The sequence below is a fragment of the Parvularcula marina genome, assembly GCF_003399445.1.
GTDB lineage: Bacteria > Pseudomonadota > Alphaproteobacteria > Caulobacterales > Parvularculaceae > Parvularcula > Parvularcula marina.
Genome location: NZ_QUQO01000001.1, coordinates 2,211,667 through 2,224,554 on the forward strand (window position 1 = coordinate 2,211,667; position 12,888 = coordinate 2,224,554).

The 12,888-nt window shown below is 60.5% G+C and carries 11 protein-coding genes; 7 read left to right on the forward strand and 4 right to left on the reverse strand.

Annotation, left to right across the window (positions count from 1 at the left end; all coding sequences use genetic code 11):
* Window positions 1-42: 42 nt before the first annotated feature.
* The 4 genes from DX908_RS10695 to DX908_RS10710 all read left to right on the forward strand — a co-directional run bounded on the left by DX908_RS10695 (window position 43) and on the right by DX908_RS10710 (window position 3,918).
* Window positions 43-1,041: a 2-dehydropantoate 2-reductase gene (locus DX908_RS10695; protein WP_116392324.1), complete on the forward strand. Its 999-nt coding sequence runs from the start codon at window positions 43-45 to the stop codon at window positions 1,039-1,041.
* 373 nt (window positions 1,042-1,414) lie between these two features.
* Entirely contained in the window at window positions 1,415-2,209 is a 795-nt protein-coding gene (rpsB, locus tag DX908_RS10700) for a 30S ribosomal protein S2 (protein WP_116392325.1), read from the forward strand.
* A 161-nt stretch (window positions 2,210-2,370) separates the two neighbouring features.
* On the forward strand, window positions 2,371-3,294 hold the full coding sequence (gene tsf / locus DX908_RS10705; RefSeq protein ID WP_116392326.1) for a translation elongation factor Ts: 924 nt from the start codon (window positions 2,371-2,373) through the stop codon (window positions 3,292-3,294).
* An 81-nt stretch (window positions 3,295-3,375) separates the two neighbouring features.
* On the forward strand, window positions 3,376-3,918 hold the full coding sequence (locus DX908_RS10710) for a hypothetical protein (RefSeq protein WP_116392327.1): 543 nt from the start codon (window positions 3,376-3,378) through the stop codon (window positions 3,916-3,918).
* Here DX908_RS10710 and DX908_RS10715 read toward each other — a convergent pair.
* Window positions 3,903-4,373 (reverse strand): hypothetical protein, encoded by a 471-nt coding sequence (locus tag DX908_RS10715; RefSeq protein ID WP_116392328.1) that lies wholly within the window; start codon window positions 4,371-4,373, stop codon window positions 3,903-3,905. The genes DX908_RS10710 and DX908_RS10715 overlap by 16 nt on opposite strands.
* Window positions 4,374-4,723: 350 nt before the next feature.
* Between DX908_RS10715 and DX908_RS10720 the strand changes: the two genes are divergently transcribed.
* The gene (locus DX908_RS10720) at window positions 4,724-6,688 is read left to right on the forward strand and encodes a calcium-binding protein (RefSeq protein ID WP_116392329.1); all 1,965 of its coding nucleotides are present in this window, start codon (window positions 4,724-4,726) and stop codon (window positions 6,686-6,688) included.
* A 53-nt stretch (window positions 6,689-6,741) separates the two neighbouring features.
* Here DX908_RS10720 and DX908_RS10725 read toward each other — a convergent pair whose 3' ends face one another.
* Window positions 6,742-7,746, reverse strand: coding sequence for a TIGR00341 family protein (locus DX908_RS10725; RefSeq protein ID WP_158548682.1), 1,005 nt, complete (start codon window positions 7,744-7,746; stop codon window positions 6,742-6,744).
* Window positions 7,747-7,915: 169 nt separating this feature from the next.
* Between DX908_RS10725 and pyrH the strand changes: the two genes are divergently transcribed.
* A complete protein-coding gene (gene pyrH, locus DX908_RS10730) occupies window positions 7,916-8,668 on the forward strand; it encodes a UMP kinase (protein ID WP_116392331.1) in 753 nt (250 codons plus the stop codon).
* Between the two features lie 51 nt (window positions 8,669-8,719).
* On the opposite strand, the gene DX908_RS10735 is transcribed toward pyrH, so the two are convergent.
* Both DX908_RS10735 and DX908_RS10740 read right to left on the reverse strand, forming a co-directional pair.
* Window positions 8,720-11,443 carry a vWA domain-containing protein gene (locus tag DX908_RS10735; RefSeq protein WP_116392332.1) on the reverse strand — a complete coding sequence of 908 codons (2,724 nt, stop codon included), beginning with the start codon at window positions 11,441-11,443 and terminating at the stop codon, window positions 8,720-8,722.
* Window positions 11,444-11,446: 3 nt separating this feature from the next.
* Window positions 11,447-12,157, reverse strand: a complete 711-nt coding sequence (locus DX908_RS10740) for a FecR family protein (protein WP_116392333.1) — start codon at window positions 12,155-12,157, stop codon at window positions 11,447-11,449.
* 166 nt (window positions 12,158-12,323) lie between these two features.
* Here DX908_RS10740 and frr point away from each other — a divergent pair, with 166 nt between their 5' ends.
* On the forward strand, window positions 12,324-12,875 hold the full coding sequence (gene frr, locus DX908_RS10745; protein WP_116392334.1) for a ribosome recycling factor: 552 nt from the start codon (window positions 12,324-12,326) through the stop codon (window positions 12,873-12,875).
* Window positions 12,876-12,888 lie beyond the last annotated feature (13 nt).

Here is a 12,888-nt window from a genome sequence, read left to right on the forward strand (position 1 = left end):
TGACGGCCAGAAGCGGCAAGAGAGAGCGGACAAGGAGCAAAGATGGCCCAGACGAAAACCATCGCGATTGCAGGCGCGGGCAGTATAGGCGGTTATGTTGGCGGGCTCCTTTCCCTTGGCGGCCATGAAGTGCGGATGCTGGCGCGGCCCGCGATGGTGGCGCGGGTGGCGGCGGGGCTTCACCTCTCTAGCCATGAAGGGCTCGATGCGACGGTACTGCCGGGGCAGCTTCAGGTCAGTGAGGATAGCGCGATCCTGCGCGGCGCGGATATCATTCTGGTCACGGTCAAATCGGGCGGCACGGCAGGCATGGCCGAGCTGATCGCGGCGGAGGCACCGCAAGGTGCGGTGGTCATCAGCCTGCAGAACGGTGTCGGCAATGCCGATATCTTGCGTGCTGGCCTACCCGGCCGGGATGTGCGGGCGGGGATGGTGCCATTTAATGTGCTGCAGACGGAGGATGGGCGGCTCCATCGGGGGACCAGCGGGGACATCATGATCGAGGCGGGCCCGGGCGGCATCAGTGAAGCGCTGAGCGTGCCCTACCTGCCGGTTCACGAAAGCACCGATATGGGCAGCGTCCTCTGGGGCAAGCTTCTTCTCAACCTCAATAATGCGCTCAACGCGCTGTCTGGCCTAACCCTTTATCAGCAGCTCTCGGACCGCGACTGGCGGCGGCTGGTTGCAGGGCAGATGGACGAAGCGCTCCGTGTGCTGGCGGCGGCCGGGATTATCCCGGCAAAGGCAACGCCGCTGCCGCCGAAAATGGTGCCAAAGATCCTGCGCCTGCCAACCCCGGTATTTCGCATCGTCTCTGGGCGTATGCTGAAGATCGACCGGATGGCGCGCTCCTCCATGTGGGAGGATTTAAGCCGCGGGCGGCCGACCGAGATCGGCGTCCTGCAGGGCGCGGTTGAGGATTTGGCCACCCGGCACGGACTCACCGTCCCCCTGATCTCCCGCGTCGCCGAACTCATCCGCGTCGCCGAAGCAAACGGTGCAGGCAGCCCGGGATTATCGCCGGATGATGTTCGGGGGTGAGGTTTGAGTTCGAGCTCACTTTATTTCCGCTCATGCCCGCGCAGGCGGGCATCTGGTCTTCCGTGATGATGCTGGGGTCTAGTTGTTCGCACTTCTAAAATGAGAGATCAGAGCATCAGAGGCAGATCCCCGCCTTCGCGGGGATGAGCGGGTGAACTGATGCGTTGGTATGTTCCCTGACTCAAATCCCCTTGCCTCAGGTCCCTTTTTCCACTATGCGCCCGCGATCGTTAAATCCCCACGCGGGGTCACATACTTCGGTGGCGCTGGATCCGCCGGTCTGACAGGGGAGGCAAAGCCTCCATCCAACCTGCCTTTCCGGGCCCCTCGCTTCCTCCCCGCGGCGGCTCAACCGAAGAAGGAAATGCAGACTATGGCTCTGCCCGATTTCACTATGCGCCAGCTCCTCGAAGCCGGCGTCCACTTTGGCCACCAGACCCACCGCTGGAACCCGCGCATGCGCCAATACATCTTTGGCGACCGTTCGGGCATTCATATCATCGACCTGTCGCAGACTGTCCCGCTCCTCCACCAGGCGCTGGTCAAGGTCCGCGAAGTCGTCGCCGGTGGCGGCCGCGTACTGTTCGTCGGGACCAAACGCCAGGCGCAACAGCCGGTCGCAGAAGCTGCTGCCCGCTGCGCTCAATACTACATGAACAACCGCTGGCTCGGCGGCACGCTGACCAACTGGGAAACCGTGTCGGGCTCGATCAAGCGTCTCGGCGCGATTGAAGCCGCTCTTGAAGGCGAAGCCAAAGGCTTCACCAAGAAAGAGCAGCTCAACATGACCCGCGAGCACGAAAAGCTCGAGCTGTCGCTCGGCGGTATCCGCGAAATGGGCGGCCTGCCGGACCTGATGTTCGTTGTTGACGTGAACAAGGAAGACATCGCGATCAAGGAAGCCAAAAAGCTTGGCATCCCGGTCGTCGCGGTTGTCGACACCAACTGCTCGCCTGAAGGCGTCGATTACATCATTCCGGGTAATGACGATGCATCGCGCGCGATTTCGCTTTACTGCAACCTCGTTGCAGACGCGGTGATCGACGGCATCTCGGCCTCTGCGATCGATATGGGTCAGGACCTCGGCGAGCTTGAAGAAGCCCCGGTCGAGCCGGCCCTCGAAGAAGCGGCCGCTGCTGCGGACGCAGAACCGGCGAAAGCCGAGTAAATTCCTCACCGGCCTTACGGGCCGGATGAGATGGCCAAATGGCCAGACAAATTATCACTGCTCTGCCCCCATCGTGCACCACGAGGGGGCAGACGCCTTTTCAAATGGCGGCGCTTGGCTTAGGGGCCAGCCCGCGAGAGACCCCTCAAAAGGAGACACCCATGGCGATCACGGCCCAGATGGTGAAGGAACTGCGCGAGAAAACCGGCGCGGGGATGATGGATTCGAAAAAAGCCCTGCAGGAAAATGACGGCGATATCGAAGCCGCTGTTGATTGGCTGCGTAAGAAAGGCCTCGCGAAAGCCGCGAAAAAGGCCGGCCGTGCAGCATCTGAAGGCCTCGTGGCATACGCGCTCGACGGCACCAAAGGCGCTGTCGTTGAAGTGAACTCTGAAACCGACTTTGTTGCACGCAACGAGCTGTTCCAGAAAATGGTCGCCGAAATCGCGCAGGTCGCTCTGTCGACCGACGGCTCTGTCGAAGCTGTGAAAGCGGCCCAGTTCCCGGGCGCTGGCAAATCCGTTGAAGAGCATGTCAACGAGATGGTTGGCCAGATCGGCGAGAATATGAGCGTGCGCCGCGCGGCGTCACTGTCTGTCGAGCACGGCGTTGTTGTGCCTTACGTGCACACCCCGATTGGTGAGCAGGCCGGCAAGATCGTTGTTCTCGTTGCGCTGAAATCGGTTGGTGACAGCCAGGCCCTTCTGCCGGTCGGCAAACAGGTTGCCATGCACATCGCTGCCGCTCGTCCGCTGGCGCTGACTGTTGCTGACCTCGATCAGGACGTCGTTGCCCGTGAGAAAAACGTGCTGGCCGACCAGGCACGTGCCTCTGGCAAGCCGGACAACATCATCGAGAAGATGGTCGAAGGCCGGATGCAGAAATTCTACGAAGAGAGCGTTCTCCTCGAGCAGATCTTCGTCATCGACGGCGAGACCCGCATCAAGGACGTCGTTGCCAATGCGAAAGCGGAAGCTGGCGCAGAAGTGACGCTGGACGGCTTCATTCGCCTCGAGCTTGGCGAAGGCGTCGAGAAGGAAGAAGAAGATTTCGCAGCGGAAGTCGCCGCGATGAACAAAGGCTGAGCTGAGAGGCTTTCGGTCTTTATATGATCTTCGTGAAAGGGCGTTCCTCCGGGGACGCCCTTTTTTGTGAGGAGAGGGTGGATGGAAATTAGCACACCTGAATTGCAGGCCGATTGCTCGCGCTGTGAGGCGCTGTGCTGTTTCGCTCTGGCATTTGTTCAGGGGCCTGAATTTCCATTCGACAAGTCCAATGGGGAGGCTTGCCCCAACCTCGATGAGAAGAATGGCTGCCGTATCTATACTGAGCGCGACGTGCAAGGATATGCAGGCTGCGCGAAATATGACTGCCTTGGGGCGGGGCAACGGCTGACGCAGGAAATTCTGGCGGGCCGGTCATGGCGTGAAGAGCCATCGTTGATGCGCGTTGTTGTTGAAGCGCTGCCGGCCATGCGAGAGGTTCATGAACTGCTCGGTCTCCTGAAAGGCGCAGCCGCCTTGCCGCTCAACGCTGAAGACAGGGCGAGGCTGGAAGATCTGTGTAGAGAGCTGTCACCAGAGGAAGGCTGGACTGCCGATTCATTATCCCAATTCCGGGCGGGAACGCTTTCCTCGCGCGTGCATGGGTTCCTGCAATCGCTTCGGCCTTATGTGCGACAAGCGCGGCCCTCTCAGGCTGTCAGATAGCCGCGGCAATATCCATTCGAGATCGACACTTTCTGGATCCGCCGATTGTTCTTGTCGACGAAAGAATAGGATATCTCGACATCACTTTCACTAAGCCGTGTACCGACATAGCGCGGGCATTCCGCTTGCTTCATTTTTTTTGACAGCGCGTGGAAGGCCGTCGGGTCTGGCGTGCCGCTGCCCCGGACGGTGATCTCGAACTGGATCCGGCGGCGATACTCATCAACGGTCGTTCCGGTCAGATCAAAAGAGGGACCGACGCCAGAAGGACTGACAAGCGACCGCCTCACGACGCGCGCCATATCCGTTGCCTCTTCGGTTAGAAAGGCACGGCGGGCTTCGGCGCTGGCGTTGTCGTATGAGAAGGGCGCAGGGCCCACTTTTGAGAGCTGAAAGCCGCCCAGAGCAGCGACGCCAACACCGCCGATCATCACGATCCGCATCATCCCGTTCATCGTCTCTCTCCCCGGAAAGCTGATTTTATGGGCTGGAGAATACGCGAAGGAGGTGAAGTTGAAGTTCTCTGTTCGCCTAAAATGACATGTTCCCGCTAAGTATCGCGACAACCACAGTGATCTGACCACCCCAGCCTGTGGAAATGTCTAATTCCCCCTTTACAAACAGCGGATTACCGTAAATTTTGGGGCCGCTAGGCGTCGGGGGAGAGAACGGGCCAGCTTTTCCGGCGTGCGCGCTCATCCTCACGACATTTCCGGCTAGATTGCCGGACCGTTAGGCACGGGAACGGTCGAACCTGTGTACAAGGATTTTGCTGGGAGTTGGCGCAGCAAGGAGGAGCTTGAGCATGGCAGGGTTCACGTCATGGACAATTGAAGACGCATCAAACGGGTTTGCCGCTTTCCGGGTGCCTATGGCCGAGGAAGCGCCGCATGACGAGGGATGCGCCTGCGCGGCATGTTGTGCCGGGCATGGTGAAGGGGATGGTCACGATCATTCCTTCCTCAAGGAACGCAGCTTTTTCGAAGATGGCCAACTCTCGAGCCTCGGGACAGTCTCCTATGAGGATAGTGGCGTGCATTCGGGATGGGGCCAGGGGCTCAATTTCGACAGCGGCCTTCTTAAAGCCATCGACTTCGGTGTGACGGTTCTCGATGTGACGGGAACGACGTCACAGGCAACCCTCGATATCTTCAAGACACTGACGGAAATTGCCCTCAATACCTGGGGGCAGTTCCTCGCCAGTGTGCCGGGTGCCTCGATCGAGGTGCAGGTTCAGGTTGGCGGAACAACTGCTGTGGCGGCCGCCGGTCCCGCGACGAACATTTATGACTATTACGTCGATAATGACGGCAGCGGCACCTATAATGCCGGTGATACCGCCGTCTATATCGCTAATACACTCTATGAGATGCAGACGGGTATCGACTCCAATGGGGCGACCCCGGACCTTTATGTCTATGTGAACCCGTCCTTCATCAACTCCGGCCAGTTCTTCTATGACACGACTGTGTCGCAGAACGTTCCCAACAATCAGTTCGATTTTTACTCCGTACTGCTCCATGAGCTGGGGCACGGGTTGGGCTTTTTTGGTTTCCAGGAAGTCAGCGACAATGGCCTGCCGGTCGATACCTCCGACGGCTTCCCCGCCTTTTTCGGCAATGAGTACGACCTGCTTGTCGAATATATCGACGGCATCCCGCATTTTGTTGGTGAGAATGCCATGGCGGTCTTCGGCGGGCCGATCCCGCTCGAATATGATCAGGGACCTGGGTCTGACATTTCACACTTCATCGGTACAACGACAGTTGTGCAGAACGGCATCAATCTCGCGCAGGCGCTGATGAACCCGTTCGTCATTCCCGGCGACCGCGTCTCGATCGGTGATCTTGAACTCGCCGTGCTGCAGGATATCGGTCACACCATCATCAAGCCGGCCGGCTTTGCTGTGAACGGGCCGGGCGATGAAGGACAGGCTGTCATCCCGGACGGCACCGGCGACGGCGAATTCATTCAGGGCGATGGTGATGACAACGACCTGATGGGCGGTGACGGCGATGACACGCTCGAAGGCCGCAATGGGGATGACACGCTGAGCGGCGGTGCTGGCGACGACTCGCTGATCGGCGGCAATGATGACGACTCGCTTCTCGGCGGTGCTGACGACGACACGCTGATCGGCAACAAGGGCGAAGACACGCTAGAGGGCGGCGACGGCGATGACACGCTCTTCGGTGGCCTTGATGCTGACACGCTCGAAGGCGATGCTGGCAATGACACTTTGCAGGGCGGTGCCGATGACGACGTCCTTGATGGCGGCAATAATGCTGACACCGTGCGCGGTCAGGCCGGTAATGACACGGTGCGCGGCGGCGCTGGTAATGACCTCGTCGAAGGCCGCGGCGGCAATGACCTTGTCGAAGGTGGCAGCGGTGATGACACCGTCACCGGCAATGCGGGGGCTGACACGGTGCGCGGCGGGACCGGCAATGATCGCCTCAATGGCGGCAATGGCGCTGACCTCCTGATTGCTGAGGAAGGCGTTGACCGCCTGACTGGTGGATCGGGTGCGGATGATTTTGATGTTCGCGATGCTGAGCGCGCCATCATCGTCGATCTTGATTTCGGCGAAGGCGATGAGATCATCTTCGAAGATGCGATCATCTCAAGCGAGGCCGAGTTGCTTGCCTATATCGATGTAAACGAACTGGTTGTGACCCAGACCGGCAATGGCGGGAACAACCTCACGATCGAATATGGCGACGGTCAGGAACTTGTCCTGCAGGGCGAGGGCGACCTGATCATGGGCTAGGCCCGGCCATGAATTCAGATTGAAAAAGCCCGCCCTTTGTGGCGGGCTTTTTTTTATTCAGGGAGATCCATGTCCGGTAGGACGGAGGTCTGGGTCAGGATGATGATCGTAGCTGCGGCTGCCAGAAGAAGGCCGAGGATAATGATATTATTCCGCACTGCCCCTTCGGCTGATTTCTTCTCCAGCCAGGTCCGTGGCCGGATGCCCTTGAAGGCATAGACGCCTTGCGCCGCCAGCATGATGCAGATGACATTGACGGTGAGGAGGAGCGCGGAGCGGGCCGCGAACACAAACTCTCCTGCACCAACGAAAAGTCCGATGGCTGCGGCAGGCGGCAGAAGCGCGACCGCGACCATCACGCCGACCAGCGCACCTGCGACACCGGTTGAGATGGAGAGAGCGGCCGCTCCTCCGGCCGCCAGCGCAAGTGCGATGGAATCGATGCCGACAATGGTGCGGCTCATCAGCTCTTCACTTTCGAGATTGACCGGGATGATCAGGCCAATGACGACTGCCGCGCCTGTCCCGACAAGAAGACCGAGCACTGCATTGCGGGCAGAGCGCATGGAGAGCTTTCCGTCGCCAAGCGCGGTGGCAAAGCTGAAGGCAAGAATTGGCCCCAACAGGGGCGCGATGACCATGGCGCCGATCACGGCGGCGACACTGTCGGCATTCAGACCGACAGCGGCAACAATCGTCGAGGCAAGGGTCAAGAGAAAGAAATCAGTAGACAGATCAGCGCCGTCCGCGACGTCGGAGTAGATCTCCTCACGCAAGGCGACGCGCTTCTGTTTCTTCTCATCCTCTGGCTTGTCGAGCGCGGGCGCCGTGCCCTCAACCGGCAAGATGAGGATCCGCCAATTGTCACTGCCGTTACAGACCGACTGCAGCTTGTCGATGAAGCCTTGCGTGTCGTCCTTGCCAAAGAAAACCTTGAGCAGCCTGATGTCATCATCATCGGGCTCGAACAGCCGGTGAAAGACGGGCTCAGCCTCCTCGACGGCACGCATCACATCGGAGGTGCAATGGTCCGGAAAAGTGACCTCGATCAAGCGCATGGGCGGGCCTTGGGCAGTGGGCGTTTGTGCATGTCGGCACCCCACCAAAATCCGTTCGGGCTGGCAATCGGGCGCGGCGAGCACCTCGTGCGACATTGCAGAGCAGGTTTCACCTAGAAACGCGCGGCAGCATCTGATAACGGGCCAAAAATTCCCCGTGAGGTGCCTGATGTCCCAGTCCGATGTGTCGATCCCCGAGACGCCGGCGCGTTATAAGCGCGTCTGCCTGAAGCTTTCCGGTGAGGCCCTGATGGGCGACAAGGAATTCGGGATCGATCTCGAAACGGTTGAGCGATACGCAAGCCAGGTGAAACGCGCCCGTGAGCTGGGCTCGGAGATCTGCCTCGTCGTCGGCGGCGGGAACATCTTCCGCGGCCTGCAAATGGCGGCACGCGGGATGGAACGGGCCAGTGCCGATTACATGGGCATGCTGGCGACCGTGATGAATGCGCTCGCTATCCAGAATGCGCTCGAGCGGATCGGGGTTGAGACCCGGGTCATGTCCGCGATCGAGATGACGGCCGTCTGCGAGCCCTATATCCGCCGCCGCGCACTGCGGCATCTCTCCAAAGGCATTGTCGTCATTTTTGCTGCAGGCTCAGGCAATCCGTTCTTTACAACCGATACCGCTGCGGCGCTGCGCGCTGCCGAGATGGGCTGTGACGCCCTGATGAAGGGCACGCAGGTTGATGGCGTCTATTCGGATGATCCGAAGAAAAATCCTGATGCGGAACGCTTCGATCACCTGACCTATCTTGATGTCTTCCGCCGCGACCTGAAGGTCATGGACCAGGCCGCGATTGCGATTACACGCGAGAATGGCATCCCGATCGTCGTCTTCTCTCTTCGCGAAGGCGGCATTGAGGGTGCCCTTGCCGGAACGGGCACATTCACGGTGATATCAGAGAGCGCGAACGGCTAGGTTCGCTTTCGTCCGAAGCCGGACGAGTGACTTCTTCCTGATCATCCGGGTTTAGCGCGGCCGTTCCTTGTCCGGTTGCGGCTGGGGTTGGCGCTGCGGCTGCTGACGTTGAGGCGCAGGTTGTTGCCGCTGTGGTTGCTGCTGCGGTAGTCTTTCAAGCTGCCTGTTCGGCACTTCCTGCAGGCGGCGATTGATGACCGGGGGAGTATCCGCCACCACATCGATATTCTGTGTCGCGATCAACCGCTCGCCACGCAGCCAGTACTGGAGCTGGTAACGCCCGGCATTCTTCGGCGCGGTCAAGGTGACGGGATTGCCTTCACCTGCATAGGCCGCATCCATGAAGGACGATGCTCTCGCCCTTGGGGCCGAAATAGTGATCCGGTCATCCTTATGCCCCGGACCCTGCCAGCTTACCCGGAAGGTCTCGCCCGTCCGGACCTGCCGCGGGCCAGAAAGGTCCGCGCCGACATCGATCACATCGATGGGCTGGCGCGCAATGACCTCGCCGGACTGGCCCATGACATAGCGGACCTCATATCTGCCGGGCAGGAGGGGCACGCGGATGGTCACGCGGCGGGCGTCGGAGATGCGCGCGGTTTCTTCTTCTCTCTGATCATTCGGCCGGGCGATGGCGATGTAATCGCCTCTCTGGCCGGGGCCCTGCCAGTCGACGACAAGATCGGTGCCGACATAGATCCGGCCATCGGTGCGCAGCCGTAAGCTGGCCTGAGCTGATCGCTTGATCGGCACGGTGACGACCTGCGTGACGCCCGGCAGGACAAGCATGCCCCGCACTTCGCCTCTGTCCCCGCTCGCGGTCGTTGCCCGGAAGTCATATGTGCCCGTCGGCAGCTCGATCGTGATGCCGGAGCCTGAATCCTTGCCGCGATAGACGACGTCTTCCGTGCGGGTACGGACGACGATCCAGTCGATCGCCTCGCCGATTGGTTTCACGGTTGCGGCGTCGATCGCGAGAAGGCGGAAGCGCGCCAGTTTTTCTTCTTCTGCGACCTGTGGGGGTTCGGTTTCGTTCACGGAAGGTCCGCGATCCGTGACCGGCGGGTTGAGTTCAGGCGGGCGGCGCGTCGGATCGATAGTTGTCGATGGGCCGTCATCGATGATCGCGGGAGGCGATGTTTCTTGCGTCTGCTTGCGCTCGATCGTGACGATCACGGTCTGCGGGAAGCCCGGCTGGACCTCAACGCTGCGGGCCATGCCGCGCTCGCCGGTCGCGATCTGGGCGGTGAAATCATAGACGCCCGGCGCCACCTCAATGGTGATGCCGGTGCCGTTCCCCTTGCCGCGATAGACGGTCCGGCCGGTCTCACGGTTGGTGACGGTCCAGGCCACAGTGTCCCTGATCGGTGTGTCGGCCGCCGCATCGGTTGCGATGAGGCGCAGCTCGACCACTTCGTCAGCTTCCTCGATCACGGGCGGGGTGGCTTCGGTGACCGGCGGGCGTTCATCAATCGTTGCAGGAGGCGGGGTCTCCCGGACGGTTCGCCGCACCGGCACGACGACACCGCGCACTATGCCCGGCGCCAATGTCAGGCGGCGCAGATCCCCGCGCTCGCCAGCTTGGGTGATCACCACAAAATCATAGGTGCCCGGCGGGATATCGACGGTCAGGCCGTCGCCCGGCCCCTTGCCGCGATAGACCACGTCTTCGCTGTCACTGTTGATGATCAGCCATTCGACGTCTTCCTGAAGGCGCGCGCCGGTTTCAAGGTCGGTGGCGACGAGGCGAAGCCGCGCTGCTGCCGGTTCTTCCTCCACCTCTTCGACCGGCGCAGGCGGGCGCTCTTCAAGCGTCGCGGGCGGCGGGGTTTCCTCCACCGGCTCTTCAGTCTTGCGCTCGACCGGCACGGTGATGCTGCGCTCTGCGCCCGGATCGATGGTTATGCGCCGCGCGGCACCGCGCTCTTCGTCCTCTGTGATGACCACGAAATCATAAGTACCCGGTGCAATCTCGACATCGAGGCCGACGCCGGAGCCCGTGCCGCGATAGATGATGTCTTCGCTTTCGCTGCCGATGATCAGCCATTGAACATCCTCGCCGAGCGGCTCGCCCGTAGCGGCATCAGTTGCGACAAGCTGAACACTCGCATCGGTCTCCTCTTCGTCGGGGACAGCCGGCGGGGTCAGGCCGACAAGCTCGGTGACTTCCGCCGGGCTGACGAGGCGGCCACCGGTAACCTCGGCGATGCATTTAAGCTCGGGGAGTTTGATCTCATCGCCGTCGCCCGCGGCAACGACATGCGCCGTAAAGCGCGCATTGGCGGCTTCGAGTTTCTTGGCGACCTCACACGGGTCGCGGAAGCACTGATCGCCGCCGTCGCTGAAAAGGACGATCTCGATCGGCCGGGCGCTGCCGGCATAGTCCTCGGCCACCTGTTCGATGGCGGAGGATAAGGGCGTGAAGCCGCGCGGGGTCGCATCGGCCAGCGTCTTGCGGACAAGCTCGCGGTCTCCGCCTAGGGGGACGGGTGTTTCAATTGAGCCGCAGAGCGTCCGAGAGCCGGGGCCGACCGTGACAAGGCCGACCCGCCGTCCGGCGGGCAGGCTGTCGAGGAGGCTGTTCGCAGCCTCGCGGGCAAGGTCGATCTTCGGCGTACCGTCGACTTCGACGAGCATGGAGGCTGAGCTGTCAAACAGGATGATGACATCGCTGTCTTCCGCCAGCTGGCGTTCCTGCGCTGCAGCTGGGCCCAGCGCCAGAAGGACGAAGCCGATAAGGAAGAGGCATAAGCGGTTCAGTGCGGCATGATGCATGGCTTATTCCTCCCCGTCCGGACGGAAATTATTGTCCGGGTTGAGAAGGGCCTCGAGTTCATCATCGAAGGTGGTCGAGGAGAGAAGCTCGAAAACTTCACTGCGCGAGAGATCCGTGCGCTTGACGGGCGCGGCATCTGGCCCCGCGACAAAGGCATAGTCGCCCTGATTGCTTAATGTGACTGTACCGGCTTCATTCGTGATCTCGACTTCGCCATAGATCAGGACCACATCAAGGCTGTCGCCCAGCTGGCGAATCCAGAAGTCTGTGCCTCTGATACCGATACTGGCAGCCGGCGTCTGAACAAGTAGGTCTTTTTCCTTGGCATTGCTGACATTGCCCGAGAGGATGCGCAGCGTACCGGTTACAAGGCTCATGCCGAATGTACCGATCGTGCGCGGCTGGTAAACATATTCGTTGATAACAAGTTCAGTATGCGGCCCGACTGACAATTCTGTCTTGTCGATCAGCACAGCCCGCATCACGCCCGTTTCATTCGTGCGCAGCATATTGTTGATAAAGAAGCTGTCTTCGACCGCCGCGACCGAGCAGTCGCCATCTTCGGTGATGCAGATTTCCGACTGGGTCTGCTCGCGTTCGACGCGACCGATGCTGCCATCGGGATAGGTCTGTGGTTCTGAGAAATATTTATAGGCGTAAAAGCCGGTTGCCCCGAGCAGCGCCAGAATAAGCAGAAATAGCAGGCCTCGCACGACGTCTCCCCTTCTTCGTCGGCAGCAGAAAGGCCAGTTTTCTCCAATAACCGGCCAAACTCAAGCCATTGGCTCACCTCTTTGACCGAGACGCTTTCGTTTGGTCCGGACTTCGTTCATAAGCCGCTACCTCAGGCACGACCGATATAAAGAAGGAACCGGAAAAATGAGTGACGGCCCCGATATGAAGGAACTCGAAAAGCGGATGGATGGGGCAATTGCCTCGCTCAAGACCGAATATGCGGGCCTCCGCTCGGGCCGGGCCACCGTGAACCTCCTCGATCCGGTCATGGTCAATGCTTACGGCTCCGAAATGCCGCTGAATCAGTGCGGGACGGTCGGCGTGCCCGATCCGCGCACCCTGTCAGTGCAGGTCTGGGACAAGGGCCTCGTCGGCGCGGTTGAGAAGGCGATCCGCGATTCTGGGCTCGATCTGAACCCCGTGACCGATGGCCAGACCGTGCGCATCCCGATGCCCTCGATGACCGAGGAGCGCCGCAAGGATCTCGCCAAGATGACCGGCAAATATGCGGAGGCCGCGAAGGTCGCGATCCGCAATGTCCGCCGGGACGGCATGGAAGAAGCGAAAAAGGCCGAGGGCGTCTCTGAGGACGACCAGAAGAAGATGTCTGATGACGTGCAGAAACTGACCGACCGCAAGGTCAAGGAGGTCGATGACATGCACGAGGCTAAGGAAAAAGAAATCATGCAGGTCTGAGGGGCATGCCCTT